The sequence below is a fragment of the Streptomyces sp. NPDC006309 genome, from assembly GCF_040613095.1.
In the GTDB taxonomy this organism is placed as follows: domain Bacteria; phylum Actinomycetota; class Actinomycetes; order Streptomycetales; family Streptomycetaceae; genus Streptomyces.
Window position 1 is genome coordinate 29535 of record NZ_JBEXRO010000030.1, and the last position, 16126, is coordinate 45660.

Sequence of the window (16126 nt, forward strand, 5' to 3'; positions counted from 1 at the left end):
CGTCAGTCCGCATGGCGAAATCCGTATCTCATCATTCGGTTGACGGGCGTACCGTGAGGCGGACCGGTGGACGGGCCGTCCGGTCCGCCGACGAGGGGTGAAGGGGTACAGCCATGCCGAAGGCGCAGGAGACCGCCGTCTACACGCACGGGCACCACGAGTCGGTGCTGCGTTCGCACACCTGGCGGACCGCCGCCAACTCCGCGGCGTATCTGCTCGGCGCGCTCCAGCCCCGCATGCGCGTCCTGGACATCGGCTGCGGCCCCGGCACCATCACCGCCGACCTGGCGGAGCTGGTCCCGGACGGCCATGTCACCGGCGTCGACCACGCCCCCGGCGTCCTGGAGCAGGCCCGGGCCACCGCCGCCGCCCGCGGCCTGACGAACGTGGACTTCGCGGTGGCCGACGTGCACGCCCTGGACCACCCGGACGACACGTTCTGCGTGGTCCACGCCCACCAGGTGCTCCAGCACGTGGGCGACCCGGTGCAGGCGCTGCGCGAGATGCACCGGGTGACGCGGCCGGGCGGGTTCATCGCCGTACGCGACGCGGACTACGGGGCGATGACCTGGTATCCGGCGCTGCCCGGCCTGGACGACTGGCTGGACCTGTACGAGCGGGTGGCCCGCGCCAACGGCGGCGAACCCGACGCCGGGCGCCGGCTGACGGCGTGGGCGCGGGCCGCCGGGCTGCGGGACGTCACCGCCACCTCCAGCACCTGGACGTTCGCCACGCCCGACGAGCGGGCCTGGTGGAGCGGCCTGTGGGCGGACCGCACCCTCGCCTCCGCCTACGCCGACCGGGTGAGGGAGGGCGGTCACGCCACGGCGGAGCAGCTGCGGGCGGTCTCGCAGGCCTGGCGGGAGTGGGGCCGGCGGGAGGACGGCTGGTTCGCCGTCCTGCACGGGGAGATCCTGTGCCGGAAGGAAGCCTGATCCACGCATCGCGGGAAACCCGGCGCGCAGGAGGTGCGCACCATGGTCCCCGTCCTGCTCGTACTGCTTCTGGTACTGCTCCTCTTCGGTGCCGGATTCGCGCTGAAGATCCTTTGGTGGGTCGCCCTGGCGGTGCTGATCATCTGGCTGCTGGGGTTCCTGTTCCGCGGCACGGGCGCGGGCGGCGGCCGGGGCCGCTGGTACCGGTGGTGACGCCGGCCGGCGGCCGGTTGGGTCAGTCGCGGGGAAGCAGCGGCCCTAGCGGCCCGAGGTCCAGGTTGAGGTCCTCGGGCCGCAGACCGTAGCGGTTGCGCAGCTCGGCCATCCGGTCCTCCAGCAGCATCAGGGTGAGCCCGATCCGCTCCTCCTGCTCCTCGGTCAGGTCCCCGGTGTCGAAGCGCCGCACCGCCTGGCGCTCCATGAGCTGGCGCAGCAGCTCGACCACGGTGAGCACGAGTTTCACCAGGTCGCGCTCGACGGTGTCGGGTTCCAGGTCGAGCCGCTTGCGCCGCGGGCCCTCGGCCGGGCTCTCGGTCATGTGAGTTCCTCGAAGGGCGACGGGACCTGCTCGTTCACGGAGCTGATCAGGGCGTTGAGGTCGATGCGGACCAGATCGACGTCCGCGATGCGCAGCGTGATGTCGCCGGTGAGGACGACCCCGCCGGCCAGCAGCCGGTCCAGGAGGTCGACCAGGGCGATCTCGCGGCGTTCGACTACGGTCACCGCACCTCCTCCGCCGCCACGTCCTGTGAGAACGAGTACGCGGCCCAGGGGCCGGTGAGTTCCACCCGGATTCCGGGCTCCTCGTCCTTCGTACGGTCGACCAGTTCCACGAATTCCTCGGAATGCGCGCGCGGCACGAGATAGGCCGCGTTGAGCACGTTGCGCCCCGTGGCGCCGGAGAGCGCCGCGTTCTGCGGGGGGTGCAGCCGGTGGTCCTCGGCGGGGCCGGAGAGGCGCTCGTGCAGGGACCGCGCGAACGTCTCCGCCCGCTGCCACCTGTCCTCCTGGGCGTGGCTCTGCTCGCGCCGGCGGCGCAGGTAGTCCCGTCCGCTCGCGGGCTTCGCCGCGGCGGCGGGAGCCGGCTCGGCCGCCGGCTCCTCCTCCAGGTACACCTTCACCCCCCACTCGACGCGGCCGTCCAGGCGGTCGAGCAGGCGCCGGAAGCTGTCCTCCCGGGTCTCGATCATGGTGCGCAGGGCGCTGTCGTCCCGGAAGACGGTGGCGAGCCGCAGCGGCAGCGGAGTGGTGACCGTGGTGAGCGCGTCGATCACGCCCTGGTGAGCACGCGCGGTCGCGGACAGCCAGTCCAGATCCTCCAGGTGGGCCTTCAGCGCCCCCTCGGAGAAGTCGGCCTCCGGGACCGTACTGACGACCGCGACCAGCCCGTGATGGCGCACGAGAGCCGGCGGGGCGCCCCCGATACCCGTCAGCTGGGCCTGTAGGGGCGTCCCGAAGGGGCGGCAGACGGCGTAGACGTACCGCAGTCCGGTCATGGGGCCTCCTTCGGTGCGCGGCCCGACTCCAGTTCCTCCAGCCGGGCAAGGCGTTCTCTCAGCTCGGCGTTCTCCCGGGCCAGCTCGTCCCGGCGGGCACCGGAGGAGAGAGCCGGATCCGTCTCCCACCAGTCGATGCCCATTTCCTTCGCCTTGTCCACCGAGGCGACGATGAGCCGCAGCTTGATGGTGAGCAGCTCTATGTCGAGCAGGTTGATCCTGATGTCACCCGCGATGACGATCCCCTTGTCGAGCACGCGCTCGAGGATGTCGGCGAGGTTGGCCCCCGAGCCCTGGCCATAGGGCTCGGGGAAGCGGCCGGGCATCGTCATCGACGGCCCCGGCTCTCGGCGTACTCAGGCTCCTCTTCCTCTTCGTCCTCTTCTTCCTCGTCCTCGTACGCGTCCTCCGCGGGCTCTTCCTCGTCCTCTTCAGCCTCCTCGTCCTCGTACGGGCCCTCTTCCTCGTCCTCGTACGCCTCGGGCTCGTCCTCGTCCTCGTAGCCCTCCTCGTCGCCCTCCTCGGCCTCGTCGTCCTCCTGGTCCTCCGCCTCGGCCTCGGGCTCGCCGGAGTCCTCGCCGTCCTCGTCGTTCTCGGACTGCTCGGCCTCCTCCTCGGCGACGGCGTCCTCGTGGCTCTTGACCACCTCGCCGTCGCGTATCTCGCCGCGCCAGCCGTCCTCCGCCTCACCCTTGAGGGTGATGAAGCGGGCGAAGTTCTTCAGGTCCAGCCTGGCCCGGCGGCCCTGGGCGCGCCAGATGTTGCCGGTCTTCTCGAAGAGGCCGACCGGGTAGTACTCCATGACCAGCAGCACCCGGGTGAGGTTCTCCTCCAGCCGGTGGAAGGAGACCACGCCCTTGGTGGTGCCCTTGGCACCCTCCGACGTCCACTGGATGCGGTAGTCCGGCACCTGCTCGGTCGTCTTCGCCTTCCAGCTGCGGCTGGACCAGAACACCTTGGCCTGCCAGTCGGACTGGGTGTCGTCGGAGCGGCCCGCGCTCTTGACGCCCTTGGCGAAGGTGGAGAAGTCCTGGTACTGGGTCCACTGGTCGTAGGCGGTGCGCAGCGGCACGCCGACGTCGACGGACTCCATGATGACGACCGGCTTCTTGCCCGCGCCGCCCTTCTTGCCCTTGCCGCCCCCCAGGTTCTTGACGGCGTCCATCACGTTCTCCTTGACGCGGGAGGCGCCCACCTCCAGCGCCGAGCGCACGGGCCCCTTGCCCTCCGCGAGCTTGCGCCCGCCGTCGAGCGCCATCTTGGCGAAGCCCGGGCTGTTGCCCTCGGCGATGTCGTTGAGCTTGCCGGTGGTCTCACCGAGCTTGCGGCCGAGGCCGCTCAGCAGCCGGGTGGCCTGTGCGGACAGATACTCCTGGGCCTCCTCCTTCAGCCGGTCGGCGGCCTCGCTGTGCGCGAGGGCGCTCAGCGGGTTCTCCTTGGCCGCGGAGGTGGCCGATCCGACGTTCTCCGTCATCGGTCATCGCCGCCCTTCGAACGCCGGGAGGTCGCGCGCCGGGTGGTACGGCCGGCGGAACCCGTCTTCTTCGCGGCCGTCCTGCCGGCCGTGCCCGTCTTCTTGGCCGCCGTCTTCTTCGCGGGAGCCGTCTTCTTGGCCGGGGCGGTCTTGGCCGCGGCCTTCTTGGCGGGAGCCTTCTGGGCAGGGGCCTTCCTGGCGGGAGCCTTCCCGGCAGGGGCCTTCTTGGCAGGAGCCTTCCCGGCAGGGGCCTTCTTCGCGGGAGCCTTCCTGGCGGGAGCCTTCTTCGCCGGCTTCTCCTCCGGCTCCTCTTCCTCCTCCGGCTCCTCCTCCGGCTCCTCCTCGTCCGGCTCTTCCTCCTCCTCGGGCTCTTCCTCCTCGTCCGGCTCCTCCTCCTCGGGCTCCTCCTCGTCCCGCGGCTCGCCCTCGTCCGGCTCTTCCTCCTCGTCCGGCTCCTCGTCCTCGTCCGGCTCCTCGTCCTGCTCGTCCTCCGGCTCGGTGGACTCGTCCGCGGACTCCTCGTAGTCCTCGTCGTCCTCTTCGCCCCGCTCCTCGTCCGCCTCGTCACCGGAGCCGCCGGAGGTCACGCCGGCCAGCTGGTCGCGGACCTGGGCGGTGCGGCCGTGCAGCCGGTCGGCGAGCGCGTTGATCTGCCGCTCGGCCATCGCCCCGGTGGCGGCCTTGCCGACGCCCCGCATGTCCTTGCGCAGCTGGTCCCCGATCTCCTTGAACTGGGGATTGTTCTGGAGCTGCTGGCTCACCACGTCGGCGAGCATCTTCGGACTGAGGTTGAGCTTCTTGCCGGCCACGAACGAACCGACGGCGAGCGCCATCTTCAGTTTCTTCGTGCGTCCGAGCATGTATCCGGCCCCTACGGCGAGGCCCAGTGCCGTTCGGTTCATGTCACGTCCCGTTGCCTGTGGTGTCGCCGGAGCGCGCAGTGGTCTCCAGCCGGTCGAGCAGTTCGTCCTCGCGTCGGTCGAACTCCTCCTCGGTGATCTCCCCCGCCTCCAGCTGTTCCTCGAGGCGGGCGAGCTCGGCCCGTACGGTGGAGGGGTCGTAGTAGATCCGTTCCGCCTCCTGGAGCACCTGCCTGATGGCCCACGCGCTGCCGCGTACGGGCGCGAACGGCAGCATCAGCACCTCGCCGATCAGTCCCACGGTGTTCTCCTTTCCGTCCGGGCCGGGAGCGCTACTGCGCTCCGGCGCCCGCGCCGGCCGTACTGCCGGCCGACTGGGCGGGGCCGGGTTCGACGAAGCTGTACGGCGGCAAGGGTCCGTTGACCCGCAGCTCCAGATGGGCGTGGCTCTCGCGGACCTGCTCGACGCCGGCCAGGAAACGCTCGGCCGAGTCCCGCGCGACCAGGAACGACACGTTCAGCAGCCAGCCGGTGGACTCGGGGCCCACGCTGACCGCGGCGGCGGACGGTGTCAGCAGGCTCTGCACCTCGCGCGCGTCCACGGCCTCCTTGGCCTTGACGGCGGACGCGACCATCTCGCCGAGGCGGATCTTGTCGTCGTAGCTGCCGCCACCGGACCGGCGGTTGGCCTCCGCGAGGGAGCGCAGGTCCGCGTTCTCGGCCATCACCAGGTGCAGGACGGCCTCCTCGATGTGAGTGGCCTTGACGTTGTACTCGACCTTGCCGTCCAGCTCCCGCAGCCGCTCCTGGTAGTGCTCGGCCCGCGCACCGAGCACCTGGGTGACGGACTCGTCGTCGTCGGCGACGCTGCCGAAGCGCATGGGCAGGATGCAGCCGCCCGCGCCGGCCTCGGCCAGCACGTTCTGGTGCGCGAGCAGGTCCCGGCGCTTGGGGCGCAGGTCCTCGGGGGCGTCACTGACCACGGCGGTCAGCTCCCCGGCCGTGAGGAGACGCACCGGGCGGGCGGGCTGGCCCACGCCGGTCATGCCCTCGGGCAGCGCGGGGTGGGACCGTGCGGTGATCCCGTAGACGTAGGTGCTCACTCCTGCTCCTCCTTCCGGCGTGCCGGGGCCTTGCGGGCACGCGGCCGGGACTGGGTCTCCCCTTCCGAACGCGCCTGCTTGAAGGCGTCGGATATGGTCTCCGCGGCGCCGGACAGCGCCCCCTTGGACTTGCCGCGGGCGCCGGACTCGGTGACCTCGCCGACGATCTCGGGCAGGCCCGGGCTCTTGTTCGGGCCGGACTCCAGGTCGAGGCGGTTACAGGCCTCGGCGAACCGCAGATAGGTGTCGACGCTGGCCACGACGACCCGGACGTCGATCTTCAGGATCTCGATGCCGACCAGAGAGACGCGGACGAACGCGTCGATCACGAGGCCCCGGTCCAGGACCAGTTCAAGAACGTCGTAGAGGCCGCTGCTGCCGCCTCCACCTCCACTCTGTTGAGCCGGAACAACAGTCATGCCGGCGATTCCTCCTCATGTGTAGTCGGTCGCTGTCCAGTAGGTCGCGGTAGGTCGGCGTGTACGGGCCGGTGCGGTCGGCGGCTCACCGGCCGCCGCGCGCGTCGGCCCTGCCCCGTTCGTAGCGGCGGACGCGCCGGTACCCGGTGAGCTGGCCCTGCGGGTCCAGTTCGACCTGGTAGCTGCCCATCAGGCTCATCGTGTCGGGGACCCTCGACAGTTCGAGGACCTCGACCTCCAGAGACCACCCGTCCTCCGTCTGCTCGAACGAGGACACCGACTCGGGTTCGAGGCCGGTGAGTTCGGCGAGCTGGGCGCGCGCTTGGCGCAGCACCTCGATGAGGGCCGGGCGGCGGCCGCCCGACGCGGGCCCTTCTGTGCTCTCGTGTGACGCCTGCACTTCCTCGGAGTCGTGCCTTTTCCGCGGTTTTTGTGACTGCGATGTGTTCTCTGTGTTCGACATGGCCACCTCTCCCTGCGTGTGGCCGCCACACCCCTGGCCAAACCTTCAGGAGCACATGCATGCCACTCGCATACCGTCGCGCCTGGTCAGAACGGGTACGTGTGTCACCCACGCAGTGCCGCGAGGCGACTCATGGCGGCCTTCAGGGACCGTCCGCGGGCCGGCGCGCCGGCCCATGGGCGGGTGCGTGCCTGGTCCACGGCGTCGGCGAGGGTCCAGCGCCGCGCGTGGGTGCCGGGGTCGTCCACCTGTTCCCAGGTCAGGGGCACCGCGACGGGCGCGCCCGGCAGGGCGCGCACGCTGTAGGGGGCGACGGCGGTCTGGGCGTAGGCGTTGCGCTGCACGTCGAGGTAGAGGCGGTCGCCGCGGTCCTGTCTGCGGGCGGCGGTGGTGAGCCGGTCCGGATGCCGGGAGACGGCGAACTCGGCCACCTCGTGGGCGAATCGGCGTACCTCGTCGAAGTCGTGGCGGCCGTCGAGCGGGATGACGAGGTGCAGTCCGCGCGAGCCGGTGGTCATCGGCGCCGTGGGCAGACCCAGCTCGTCCAGCAGCTCGCGCAGCCGGCCGGCGGCCTCGCGGACGGCGGCGAAGTCGTCGCCGGGCGGATCGAGGTCGAAGACCAATCGGTCGGGGTGGCCGAGGCCGCCGGCGCGGTCGGTCCGCGAGAGCCAGCGGTGCAGGGTCACACAGGCCTGGCCGGCGAGGTGGAGGAGGGTCGCGGTGTCGTCGCAGACGAGGTGGGTGACCGTGCCGCCCTCCTTGGCGACCTCGGCCCGGGTGATCCACTCCGGGTAGTGCTCCGGGGTGTTCTTCTGCATGAAACGGGGTCCGCCGAGGCCGTCCGGACGGCGTTCCAGCATCAGCGGACGGCCCCGCAGGTGCGGCAGCATGTACGGCGCGACGGACCGGTAGTAGTCGGCGAGGTCGCTTTTGGTGTACTCCTTCGCACCTCCGCCGCCGGGGAAGAGGACCTTCCCCGGCCGCCGGATCTCCACCGTGCGGCGGCCCGCGCGCAACGTCAGCGCGCCGCCGTCGCTCATCGCACGACCGCCTCCTCGACCAGCATCCTGGCGGCGGCCACGATGCCCACGGAGTCGATGCCGGCCGCGTGCAGCTGCTCGTCGGGGGCGGCGGAGCCCGGCATGGTGCGCACCGCCAGCCGGACCAGGCGGGGCACGGGCCCGCCGTCGCCGAACGCCTCCGCGACGGCGTCACCGAGACCGCCCTCAGCGTGGTGGTCCTCGACGGTGAGCAGGCAGCCGGTCTCCTCGGCGGCCCGGCGCAGGGTCTCGGCGTCGACCGGCTTGACCGAGTACAGGTCGATGACCCGCACCCGGATGCCGTCCTCGGCGAGCCGGTCGGCGGCGGCCAGCGCCTCGGGCACCGTGACCCCGGCCGCGACGACGGTCAGCCGGTCGTCCTCGCTGGAGCGCAGCGTCTTGCTGCCGCCCACCGGGAAGTCCTCGTCGGGCCCGTAGATCACCGGGGACTTGCCGCGGGAGGTGCGCAGATAACGGATGCCGTCGAGACCGGCCATGGCCGCGACCAGCTTGGCGGTCTGGTTGCCGTCGCAGGGGTAGAGCACGGTCGAGCCGTACACGGACCGGAACATCGCCAGATCCTCCAGGCCCATCTGCGAGGGCCCGTCCTGCCCGATCGAGACACCCGCGTGCGAGCCGACCAGGTTGATCCCGGAGCCGCTGATGGCCGCCATACGCACGAAGTCGTAGGCCCGGGAGAAGAAGGCGGCGAACGTCGAGGCGTACGGCACCCAGCCCCGGGCGGCCATGCCGACGGCCGACGCGACGAGCTGCTGCTCGGCGATGTAGCACTCGAAGAACCGGTCGGGGTGGGCCTTGCCGAACTCCTCGGTGCGGGTGGAGTCGCCGACCTCGCCGTCCAGGGCGACGACATCGCCGCGGGCGGCGCCGAGTGCGGCGAGGGCCTTGCCGAAGGCGTCCCGGGTGGCGACCTCCTCCCCCACGTCGAAGGACGGCAGCTGGAGTGCCTCGGTGGTGACCGAGCGCGGCGCGGCGGCGGCCTGCGGTTCGCTGACCCGGACGTGCAGCTCGCGCGGCCCGCCGAGTTCGGCGATGGCGTCCTCGGCCTCGGGCAGCGGTTTGCCGTGCAGGCCCTCGCGGTCCTGGACGGCGGCGACGCCCTTGCCCTTGAGGGTGCGGGCGAGGATCACGGTGGGCTGCCCGCTCGTGGACAGCGCCTCGCCGTACGCCCGGTCGATCTTGTCGACGTCGTGCCCGTCGATCTCGATGGTGTGCCAGCCGAACGCCTGGAAGCGGCGGGCGTAGGCGTCCAGGTCATGGCCGTGCCGGGTGGGGCCGCGCTGCCCCAGCCGGTTGACGTCCACGATCGCGATCAGGTTGTCGAGGTTCTCGAAGCCGGCGTGTTCGGCGGCCTCCCACACCGAGCCCTCCGCCAGCTCGCTGTCACCGCACAGCACCCAGACCCGGTAGTCGGTGCGGTCCAGCCGCTTGCCGGCGAGGGCGATGCCGACCCCGACCGGCAGGCCCTGGCCGAGCGAGCCGGTGGCCGTCTCGACCCAGGGCAGGCGCCGCGGTGTCGGATGGCCCTCCAGCCGGCTGCCGAGCTTGCGGAAGGTGACGAGTTCGCCGTCCTCGATGGCGCCGGCCGCCTTGTAAGCGGCGTACAGCAGGGGCGAGGCGTGTCCCTTGGAGAGCACGAAGCGGTCGTTCGCGGGGTGCTCGGGGCGTTCGAAGTCGTAGCGCAGATGGTTCGCGAGCAGGACGGCCACCAGATCGGCGGCGGACATCGAGGACGTGGGATGCCCGGATCCCGCGGCGGCGGACGCCCGCACGCTGTCCACACGCAGCTGCTGTCCCAGTTCGGCCAGTTCGGCGGTCTTCATGAATCTCCTTGGTCTCGGCGTACGGCGTTCGGCGTTCGGTGTTCGGCGTGTTGCGTACGGCGTTCGGCGTGCTGCGTACGGCGTGCTGCGTACGGCGTGCTGCGTTCAGTCAGGCGGGGCAGCGCGGTCCGCGGGGCCGGGGGTGTCGCCGGTGTCACGGGCCCCGGAGGTGTCGGTGCGCCTGACGGGGCCGGGGGCCGGACGCTCCGGCCCGGCCTCGGCGGGCTCACCGCCGGGCTGGTTGCGTGCGGGCTCACCGCCGGGCCGGTTCCTGGCGGGTTCGCCGCCGGGCTGGTCGCGTGCGGGCTCCGCGCCGCGCCGGTCCTCCTCGTGCGCGGCGCGGGTCCGGCCGGTCTCGCGCGTCATGGTTCGCCTCCCGGGGGTGTGCGGACGGCCGGTCCGGGCCGCCCGGTGGCCGCACCGCTGACGGTGGGGCCGGGTCCGGGGAACCGGCCGGCCCGTGCGAGCCCGCCGGACGCCCTGGCGCGGCGGTACGGCGTCCGGTACCCGGCCGGCGGCGTCCCCGGACGCGTTCGCGTGCGGGGCGCCTTCCGGAGGTGTGCTCCCCCGAGGACTTCCGCGTAACCGAGGCAGGGGCACCCAAACGCCGGGCGGGTCACCCGTACGCCGGGCGCGCGGGCCGTGGCGGCGTTTCGCCGGGGCCGCTCCCGGTTACCCGGCCCCGGACCGACTCCCATCGCATCCCGAGCCGCCCGCGCGGAGGTACCCCATGCCCGAGTACGGCTATTTCCTGGCGTGCGAGGAACACGATCCCGCCGCCCTCGTCGAGCAGGCCCGGATGGCCGAGCAGGCCGGCTTCCAGGCCCTGTGGGTCTCCGACCACTACCACCCGTGGAACGACGCACAGGGGCAGAGCCCCTTCGTGTGGTCGGTGATCGGCGCGCTCTCCCAGGCGGTGTCACTGCCCATCGAGACGGCCGTGACCTGCCCGACCGTACGCATGCACCCCGCGGTGGTGGCACAGGCCGCGGCGACGAGCGCGGTGATGACCGAGGGCTTCCGGCTCGGCGTCGGCACCGGCGAGGCGCTGAACGAGCACATCCTCGGCGACGCCTGGCCGCCGCTACACGTGCGCCTGGAGATGCTGGAGGAGTCGATCCAGGTGATGCGCCGGCTGTTCACCGGCGAGGAGGTCAACCACCACGGCACCCACTACACGGTGGAGAACGCGCGTCTCTACACCGTCCCCGACGAGCCGATACCGATCGACATCTCCGGCTTCGGCCCGAAGGCGACCGCGCTGGCCGCCCGCGTGGGCGACGGCTACATCACGATGATGCCGGAGGAGGAGATGGTCACCCGCTACCGCAAGGGCGGCGGCGGGACCGGTCTCGTCAGCGGCGGCACGAAGGTCTGTTACGGCACCGACCGCGAAAGCTGCGTCCGTACGGTCCACGGGCTCTGGTACAACGAGCTGCTGCCCGGCGAGATGGGTCAGGTGCTGCCCTCGCCACGCCACTTCGAGCAGCTGCACGAGCTGGTCACCGAGGAGATGGTGCGGGAGAAGGTGGTGTGCGGGGACGACGCCGACCAGCACGCCGCCACGCTGCGGGCGTTCGCCGACGCCGGCTTCGACCGGGTGTACGTGAACCAGATCGGCCCCGACCAGCGGGGGTTCTTCGACTTCTACCGCACGAAGGTGCTGCCGCGTCTCGACCGGGACTGAGCGCCGGTACCGGGTGCCGTCACGGCCTCCGACTGCCCCGGCCCCCGGCGGGCCCCGGCCTCCGCCGGGGGCCGGGGCAGTGACCGGGACGGCCCGGACCGGGTCAGGCCCGGTGGTGCGGGGTGTCGGGGTCGGTCGGGGGCTGCGGCGGCGCCGGCGGGTACGGCATGCCGCCCAGGCCGCCGGGCGGGGCGCCCGGCTCGGTGCCGCCGATGACCCGGTGCGGGGCGTGCGGGGTGTCGCCCCGGTGACCGTGGCCGGGACGGGCGGCGCCGCGCAGCACGTACGCCACCACGGCCAGCAGTGCGGCGGTGATCAGCGCGGCGGCCCAGCCGGGCAGTCCGGTCGCCAGGGCGAGGCCCACGGCGAGGGCCACGGCACCGCCCGCGTACAGGGCGGCGGCACCCGACGCGGCGTAGAGCATGGCGGTCCGCCGCTGCTTGCGGCTCTGCTCGCGCAGTTCGTCCCGTACCGTCTCGCGTGCCACCTGTGCCAGTTCTTCGACAAGGTGCTTGTCCAGATGTTCCAGGTGATCGATGCGGTCCATACCCTGCGGGTACCCGCTGCGCACAGCCGGTAACGCCGTGGCGCTGCGCGGTCCGGGCAGCCCCAACTAGGCTCTGCCGTATGGAGATTCTGGGCGCCTCGCTGCGCATCTGCGTCGACGACCTCGAAGCCGCCGTCCCCTTCTACGAGCGTCTGGCGGGCGGCAGGGCGCAGCGCTTCCGGCGCGGTGAGGTCGAGGTCGCCGCGGTCGGCTCCTTCCTGCTGATGAGCGGACCGGAGACGGAGCTGGAGATCCTGCGGAAGGTGTCGGCGACGATCGCCGTGCGGGACGTGGACGAGGCGCACCGGCTGCTGGCCGAGCTGGGCGCCCGGGTCGTCGCCGGGCCGGTGCCGACGCCGGGGGGCCGCAATCTGCTGGCCGTGCATCCGGACGGGTCGGTCTTCGAGTACGTGGACCGGCGCGGCTGAACCCGCGGGGACCGCGGCCCGGTCCCGGCCCGCGGTCCCCGGTCCGGTACGTCAGCCGGAGACGCGCATCTCCGCGGTGAGCGCCCAGCGTTCGTGGTCGCGCCAGGCTCCGTCGACGTGGATCATGTCCGGGGAGAAGCCCTCCAGGCGGAAGCCCGCGCCCCGGGCGAGGGCGATGGAGGCGGTGTTCCCGGGCTGGACGTTGATCTCCAGCCGGTGCAGGCCCAGGGGTCCGAACGCGTACCCGAGCACCAGTTCCAGGCCCTCGCGCATCAGACCGCGCCCGGCCGCGTGCGCGAAGGCGCCGTAGCCGAGGGCGCCGCACCGGAAGCCGCCCCGGACGATGTTGTTGATGTTGATGAACCCGGCGATGGAGCCGTCGCCCTTCTCGCACACCAGGAAGCCGGCCCGGGCCGGGTCCTCGATCAGCCGGCCGGCGTAGTCGGCGTACGCCTCGTCGCTGTCCGGCGGGAACAGCCAGGGCCGGTGCAGCTCCCGGCTCTCCCGGGCCCGTGCGGTGAACTCGGGGCCGTCCGCGAGGGTGAAGCGGCGGAGCGCGACGCGGGGGCCTTCGGGGAGGCGCGGTGGCGGGGTGTGCGACATCCGGCCAGCCTAGGGTGTCACTGGCCGCGGCGTCGCATGAGATAGGCCCCGCACAGCCCGCCGATCAGCCCGGTGGCCAGCAGGGCCGTCCACAGGGGCAGGGTGACCTCTGGCCCGAACAGCCGGATGCGGGTGGTGCCGGTGTTCTCGAAGACGAAGACCAGGGCCAGGACGGCCAGTGCCAGGACGGTCATGCGGGCGGGCGTGGTCAGCTCGCTCCGGTCCTCGCTCTCCTTGGTCTTCCGGCTCATGCGACCAGGGTGTGACCCGGGGGGCGTGTCCGCACGGCGGGCGCCGCCGTCCGGGTGAGCCGGCCGCCCGGCGGCCGGGCGGGCGGCCGTCAGCGCAGCGCGGGTTCGTCCAGGGTCAACGTGCCGGTGTCGGCGTCCAGTTCGGCGGTGACACCGAACGGGATCGTCAACGCGCCCGCGCAGTGGCCGAATCCGACGTTCTCCGCGACCGGGACGCCGAGTCCGCCGAGCCGGTCGGCCAGCAGGGGCCGCAGCCGGGCCTCGTCGGCGCAGCCCTCCCACGAGCCGAGCAGCACGCCCCGGACCCCCTCCAGCAGCCCGGCCCGCAGGAGTTGGGTCAGATAGCGGTCGATCCGGTACGTCTCCTCGCCCACGTCCTCCAGGCAGAGCAGTCCGCCGCGCGCCGAGGGCCGGGCGTGCGGGGTGCCCAGTTCCGCGGCGAGCAGGCACAGACAGCCGCCGAGGGTGACACCCCGTGCCCGGCCGGGCACGAGGGCCGTACCGCCGGAGGCAATCACACGGACCGTCTCGGGCGCGAAGAGCGTGGCCCGCAGATGCTCCTGCGCCCGCGCGTTCTTCACGAAGTCGACGCCGGCCGCCATCGGCCCGTACAGCGTGGCCAGTCCCAGACGGGTGGCGAACGCCTCGTGCAGCGCGGTGACGTCGCTGAACCCGACGAGGATCTTCGGGCCGGCCGCCCGCATCGCCTCCCAGTCGAGCAGGTCGATCACGCGCTGTGCGCCGTAGCCGCCCCGGGCGCACAGCACCGCGTCCACGGCCGGGTCGCACCAGGCGTTCAGGAGGTCGGCGGCGCGGTCGGCGTCCGTGCCGGCGAGGTACCCCAACTCGGGGTGCCGGTCCAGGACATGAGGGCCGGCCACGGGGTCGAGGTCCCAGCCGCGCAGCACGTCGAGTCCCGCCTGGAGCCGCTCCTCGGGCACCGGCCCGCTGGGGGCGACGACGGCCACCCGAGCGCCCGGTGCCAGCCGGCGGGGCCGGACGAGTCCGTTCACGGGGTCAGCTCCACCTTGGGCACCGGCGGTGCCGGACGCAGCTTGAACACCTGGGCGTACAGGGACAGTTCCGCCTCCAGGACGCGGATCATCGTCTCGGCCCGCCGGAACCCGTGCCCCTCTCCCTCGAAGGCGAGGTAGGCGTGCGGCACGCCCCGGCCGGCGATCCGGGCGAGGAAGCGTTCGCACTGGGCGGGCGGGCAGATGACGTCGTCGAGGCCCTGGAGCAGCAGGAAGGGCACGCTGAGCCCGTCGGCGTGCGCGATCGGGGAGCGCTCGGCGTAGCGGGCCGGCACCTCGGCGAGCGGGCCGATCAGGGTCTCCAGGTAGCGGGACTCGAAGTCGTGGGTCTCCCCCGGGCCCCAGGTGGTGAGGTCGAGCACCGGGTACAGGACGGTTCCGCAGGCGTAGACGTCGGTCGTGGTCAGGGAGGCGGCGGCGGTCCAGCCGCCGGCGCTGCCGCCCCGGATCGCGAGCCGGGCGGGGTCGGCGATGCCCTCGTCGGCGAGGGCGCGGGCGACGGCCGCGCAGTCCTCGACGTCGACCACGCCCCACTGCTCGCGCAGCCGCTCGCGGTAGGCCCGCCCGTATCCGGTGGAGCCGCCGTAGTTGACCTCGGCGACCCCGATGCCCCGTGAGGTGAAGTAGGCGATCGAGAGATCAAGCACCAGCGGTGCCCGGCCGGTGGGACCGCCGTGCGCCCAGATGACGTACGGCGGCAGCTCGCCGTCGGGCGCGGTCCGCCGGGGGTGGTGCGGCGGGTGGATGTGGGCGTGCACCTCGCGGCCGCCCGGGCCGGTGAAGCTGCGCTGCCGCGGTCGCGGATAGTACGCCGGGTCGACGGGGTCCCGGTGCCGGGCGCCGACGGCGCGGGCGCGGCCGGTGACGGTGTCCAGCTCGATCACCTCGAAGGCGGTGTGCGGGCCGGCGCCGACCGCGATGACCCGCTCGCCGTGGGTGGCGAGGGTGGCGGCGTACTCCGTCCAGGGTCCGGCGGCGTCGACGATCTCACCGGACTCCGGGTCCAGTATGCCGAGCACGGCCGGCCCCCGGCCGTGCACCACCGCCAGCAGGCCGTTGTCGAGCGGCGCGAACCAGCGCAGCCCGAGCTGCCACAGCGGTCCGCCGAACTCCTCCTCGCGCGGGCACAGCGGGGTGCCGTCGCGGTAGAGGTTCCACCAGCCGCCGCGGTCGCTCGTGTACAGCAGCCTGCCGTCCGGCGCCCACTCGGCCTGGGCGACGGCCTCCTCGGGGCCGCCGGCGACCGTGCGCGCGTTCTCCAGCCGGCCGTCCTCCCCCACGTCGGCGACCAGCAGTTCCGTCCCGTCCCACGGCATCCGGGGATGGTCCCAGCCCAGCCAGGCGGCGCGCCGGCCGTCGGGTGAGAGCCGGGCGCCGGTGACGAACCGGTGCCGGGCGGGGGTGAGTTCACGGACGGCGCCGCGGTCGCCGGCGGCCGAGCCGTCCAGCGGGACGGCGGCCAGGACCCGCCGTACGTCGTCGGGGCCGTCGCCGGTGAACTCCTCCAGCACGCCCCACACCTCACCGCGCGCGAGGTCCACCCGGGGCTCGGCCCAGCGCAGCCCGCCGGCCACCGGGGAGGAGGGGGTGAGCGGACGGGGCTCGCCACCGGGCTCGAACCGGTACAGCCGCTGGTCGGCGAGGTGGACGAAGACGATCAGCGGCCGCCCGTCCCGTTCGGTCCCGGCCCAGGGCCGGCCGCCGTACTCGATGACCCGGCTGCGCACGTTCCACGGCGCGGGCAGCACCGACTCCTCGACGCCGTCGGCCCGGCGCCGCACCAGGGTCCGCCGGCCGCCCTCGGCGGGCCGGGGCTCGGTCCACCAGGTCTCGTCCCCGACGATGCCCACCCAGTCCGGCCGCCCGTCGTGCGCGGCGGCGAGCGCGGCGTCGACGGGCGACGGCCACGATCCGTAAGGCGCCTCGTGCATCGTGTCCTCCA

22 protein-coding genes are annotated in these 16126 nt (G+C 73.0%); 4 read left to right on the forward strand and 18 right to left on the reverse strand.

Going from position 1 to position 16126, the window contains the following annotated elements; translation table 11 throughout:
• Positions 1-113 precede the first annotated feature (113 nt).
• Together ABZ117_RS29665 and ABZ117_RS29670 are read left to right on the forward strand one after the other, a co-directional pair.
• Positions 114-935, forward strand: coding sequence for a methyltransferase domain-containing protein (locus ABZ117_RS29665; protein WP_356825035.1), 822 nt, complete (start codon positions 114-116; stop codon positions 933-935).
• Positions 936-977: 42 nt separating this feature from the next.
• Complete coding sequence (locus ABZ117_RS29670; RefSeq protein WP_356825037.1) at positions 978-1148, forward strand: hydrophobic protein; 171 nt, start codon at positions 978-980, stop codon at positions 1146-1148.
• A 22-nt stretch (positions 1149-1170) separates the two neighbouring features.
• Here ABZ117_RS29670 and ABZ117_RS29675 read toward each other — a convergent pair whose 3' ends face one another.
• The 13 genes from ABZ117_RS29675 to ABZ117_RS29735 all read right to left on the reverse strand — a co-directional run bounded on the left by ABZ117_RS29675 (position 1171) and on the right by ABZ117_RS29735 (position 10000).
• The gene (locus tag ABZ117_RS29675; protein ID WP_356825039.1) at positions 1171-1473 is read right to left on the reverse strand and encodes a gas vesicle protein K; all 303 of its coding nucleotides are present in this window, start codon (positions 1471-1473) and stop codon (positions 1171-1173) included.
• Positions 1470-1658, reverse strand: a complete 189-nt coding sequence (locus ABZ117_RS29680) for a gas vesicle protein (RefSeq protein ID WP_121786038.1) — start codon at positions 1656-1658, stop codon at positions 1470-1472. The genes ABZ117_RS29675 and ABZ117_RS29680 overlap by 4 nt, the downstream gene beginning before the upstream one ends.
• Positions 1655-2431: a GvpL/GvpF family gas vesicle protein gene (locus ABZ117_RS29685; protein WP_356825041.1), complete on the reverse strand. Its 777-nt coding sequence runs from the start codon at positions 2429-2431 to the stop codon at positions 1655-1657. Before ABZ117_RS29685 ends, ABZ117_RS29680 begins: the two co-directional genes overlap by 4 nt.
• Positions 2428-2763 carry a gas vesicle protein gene (locus ABZ117_RS29690; RefSeq protein WP_356825043.1) on the reverse strand — a complete coding sequence of 112 codons (336 nt, stop codon included), beginning with the start codon at positions 2761-2763 and terminating at the stop codon, positions 2428-2430. Before ABZ117_RS29690 ends, ABZ117_RS29685 begins: the two co-directional genes overlap by 4 nt.
• Positions 2760-3905, reverse strand: a complete 1146-nt coding sequence (locus ABZ117_RS29695) for an SRPBCC family protein (protein WP_356825045.1) — start codon at positions 3903-3905, stop codon at positions 2760-2762. Before ABZ117_RS29695 ends, ABZ117_RS29690 begins: the two co-directional genes overlap by 4 nt.
• Complete coding sequence (locus ABZ117_RS29700; RefSeq protein ID WP_356825047.1) at positions 3902-4807, reverse strand: DNA primase; 906 nt, start codon at positions 4805-4807, stop codon at positions 3902-3904. Before ABZ117_RS29700 ends, ABZ117_RS29695 begins: the two co-directional genes overlap by 4 nt.
• A 1-nt stretch (position 4808) precedes the next feature.
• Positions 4809-5066 (reverse strand): gas vesicle protein GvpG, encoded by a 258-nt coding sequence (locus tag ABZ117_RS29705; RefSeq protein WP_356825049.1) that lies wholly within the window; start codon positions 5064-5066, stop codon positions 4809-4811.
• 31 nt (positions 5067-5097) lie between these two features.
• The gene (locus ABZ117_RS29710) at positions 5098-5868 is read right to left on the reverse strand and encodes a GvpL/GvpF family gas vesicle protein (RefSeq protein WP_356825051.1); all 771 of its coding nucleotides are present in this window, start codon (positions 5866-5868) and stop codon (positions 5098-5100) included.
• Positions 5865-6287, reverse strand: coding sequence for a gas vesicle structural protein GvpA (locus ABZ117_RS29715; protein ID WP_356825053.1), 423 nt, complete (start codon positions 6285-6287; stop codon positions 5865-5867). Before ABZ117_RS29715 ends, ABZ117_RS29710 begins: the two co-directional genes overlap by 4 nt.
• An 85-nt stretch (positions 6288-6372) precedes the next feature.
• Complete coding sequence (locus ABZ117_RS29720; protein ID WP_356825055.1) at positions 6373-6750, reverse strand: gas vesicle protein; 378 nt, start codon at positions 6748-6750, stop codon at positions 6373-6375.
• 104 nt (positions 6751-6854) lie between these two features.
• Positions 6855-7790 (reverse strand): non-homologous end-joining DNA ligase, encoded by a 936-nt coding sequence (gene ligD, locus ABZ117_RS29725; protein ID WP_356825057.1) that lies wholly within the window; start codon positions 7788-7790, stop codon positions 6855-6857.
• Entirely contained in the window at positions 7787-9634 is a 1848-nt protein-coding gene (locus tag ABZ117_RS29730) for a transketolase (protein ID WP_356825059.1), read from the reverse strand. Before ABZ117_RS29730 ends, ligD begins: the two co-directional genes overlap by 4 nt.
• Positions 9635-9739: 105 nt before the next feature.
• Positions 9740-10000 (reverse strand): hypothetical protein, encoded by a 261-nt coding sequence (locus ABZ117_RS29735; protein ID WP_356825061.1) that lies wholly within the window; start codon positions 9998-10000, stop codon positions 9740-9742.
• Positions 10001-10364: 364 nt separating this feature from the next.
• Between ABZ117_RS29735 and ABZ117_RS29740 the strand changes: the two genes are divergently transcribed.
• Positions 10365-11321: a TIGR03557 family F420-dependent LLM class oxidoreductase gene (locus ABZ117_RS29740; protein ID WP_356825063.1), complete on the forward strand. Its 957-nt coding sequence runs from the start codon at positions 10365-10367 to the stop codon at positions 11319-11321.
• A gap of 103 nt (positions 11322-11424) precedes the next feature.
• Here the strand turns inward: ABZ117_RS29740 and ABZ117_RS29745 are convergent, their stop codons facing one another.
• Positions 11425-11868, reverse strand: a complete 444-nt coding sequence (locus tag ABZ117_RS29745; RefSeq protein WP_356825065.1) for a phage holin family protein — start codon at positions 11866-11868, stop codon at positions 11425-11427.
• 80 nt (positions 11869-11948) lie between these two features.
• Between ABZ117_RS29745 and ABZ117_RS29750 the strand changes: the two genes are divergently transcribed.
• Positions 11949-12296 carry a VOC family protein gene (locus ABZ117_RS29750; protein ID WP_356825067.1) on the forward strand — a complete coding sequence of 116 codons (348 nt, stop codon included), beginning with the start codon at positions 11949-11951 and terminating at the stop codon, positions 12294-12296.
• Between the two features lie 51 nt (positions 12297-12347).
• Here the strand turns inward: ABZ117_RS29750 and ABZ117_RS29755 are convergent, their stop codons facing one another.
• The 4 genes from ABZ117_RS29755 to ABZ117_RS29770 form a co-directional block, all read right to left on the reverse strand.
• Positions 12348-12899, reverse strand: coding sequence for a GNAT family protein (locus ABZ117_RS29755; protein WP_356825069.1), 552 nt, complete (start codon positions 12897-12899; stop codon positions 12348-12350).
• Between the two features lie 17 nt (positions 12900-12916).
• Complete coding sequence (locus tag ABZ117_RS29760) at positions 12917-13150, reverse strand: hypothetical protein (RefSeq protein ID WP_356825071.1); 234 nt, start codon at positions 13148-13150, stop codon at positions 12917-12919.
• 89 nt (positions 13151-13239) lie between these two features.
• Entirely contained in the window at positions 13240-14163 is a 924-nt protein-coding gene (locus ABZ117_RS29765) for an LD-carboxypeptidase (RefSeq protein ID WP_356825073.1), read from the reverse strand.
• Entirely contained in the window at positions 14160-16115 is a 1956-nt protein-coding gene (locus ABZ117_RS29770) for a prolyl oligopeptidase family serine peptidase (RefSeq protein WP_356825075.1), read from the reverse strand. The genes ABZ117_RS29765 and ABZ117_RS29770 overlap by 4 nt, the downstream gene beginning before the upstream one ends.
• Between the last annotated feature and the right edge of the window lie 11 nt (positions 16116-16126).

Excerpts from the sequence above, each read along its gene's own strand:
- ABZ117_RS29665 (WP_356825035.1), top strand. The coding sequence starts at position 114 with ATGCCGAAGGCGCAGGAGACCGCCGTCTACACGCACGGGCACCACGAG.
- ABZ117_RS29670 (WP_356825037.1), top strand. The coding sequence starts at position 978 with ATGGTCCCCGTCCTGCTCGTACTGCTTCTGGTACTGCTCCTCTTCGGT.
- ABZ117_RS29675 (WP_356825039.1), bottom strand. The coding sequence starts at position 1,473 with ATGACCGAGAGCCCGGCCGAGGGCCCGCGGCGCAAGCGGCTCGACCTG.
- ABZ117_RS29685 (WP_356825041.1), bottom strand. The coding sequence starts at position 2,431 with ATGACCGGACTGCGGTACGTCTACGCCGTCTGCCGCCCCTTCGGGACG.
- ABZ117_RS29690 (WP_356825043.1), bottom strand. The coding sequence starts at position 2,763 with ATGACGATGCCCGGCCGCTTCCCCGAGCCCTATGGCCAGGGCTCGGGG.
- ABZ117_RS29695 (WP_356825045.1), bottom strand. The coding sequence starts at position 3,905 with ATGACGGAGAACGTCGGATCGGCCACCTCCGCGGCCAAGGAGAACCCG.
- ABZ117_RS29700 (WP_356825047.1), bottom strand. The coding sequence starts at position 4,807 with ATGAACCGAACGGCACTGGGCCTCGCCGTAGGGGCCGGATACATGCTC.
- ABZ117_RS29715 (WP_356825053.1), bottom strand. The coding sequence starts at position 6,287 with ATGACTGTTGTTCCGGCTCAACAGAGTGGAGGTGGAGGCGGCAGCAGC.
- ABZ117_RS29720 (WP_356825055.1), bottom strand. The coding sequence starts at position 6,750 with ATGTCGAACACAGAGAACACATCGCAGTCACAAAAACCGCGGAAAAGG.
- ligD (WP_356825057.1), bottom strand. The coding sequence starts at position 7,790 with ATGAGCGACGGCGGCGCGCTGACGTTGCGCGCGGGCCGCCGCACGGTG.
- ABZ117_RS29730 (WP_356825059.1), bottom strand. The coding sequence starts at position 9,634 with ATGAAGACCGCCGAACTGGCCGAACTGGGACAGCAGCTGCGTGTGGAC.
- ABZ117_RS29735 (WP_356825061.1), bottom strand. The coding sequence starts at position 10,000 with ATGACGCGCGAGACCGGCCGGACCCGCGCCGCGCACGAGGAGGACCGG.
- ABZ117_RS29740 (WP_356825063.1), top strand. The coding sequence starts at position 10,365 with ATGCCCGAGTACGGCTATTTCCTGGCGTGCGAGGAACACGATCCCGCC.
- ABZ117_RS29745 (WP_356825065.1), bottom strand. The coding sequence starts at position 11,868 with ATGGACCGCATCGATCACCTGGAACATCTGGACAAGCACCTTGTCGAA.
- ABZ117_RS29750 (WP_356825067.1), top strand. The coding sequence starts at position 11,949 with ATGGAGATTCTGGGCGCCTCGCTGCGCATCTGCGTCGACGACCTCGAA.
- ABZ117_RS29755 (WP_356825069.1), bottom strand. The coding sequence starts at position 12,899 with ATGTCGCACACCCCGCCACCGCGCCTCCCCGAAGGCCCCCGCGTCGCG.
- ABZ117_RS29760 (WP_356825071.1), bottom strand. The coding sequence starts at position 13,150 with ATGAGCCGGAAGACCAAGGAGAGCGAGGACCGGAGCGAGCTGACCACG.
- ABZ117_RS29770 (WP_356825075.1), bottom strand. The coding sequence starts at position 16,115 with ATGCACGAGGCGCCTTACGGATCGTGGCCGTCGCCCGTCGACGCCGCG.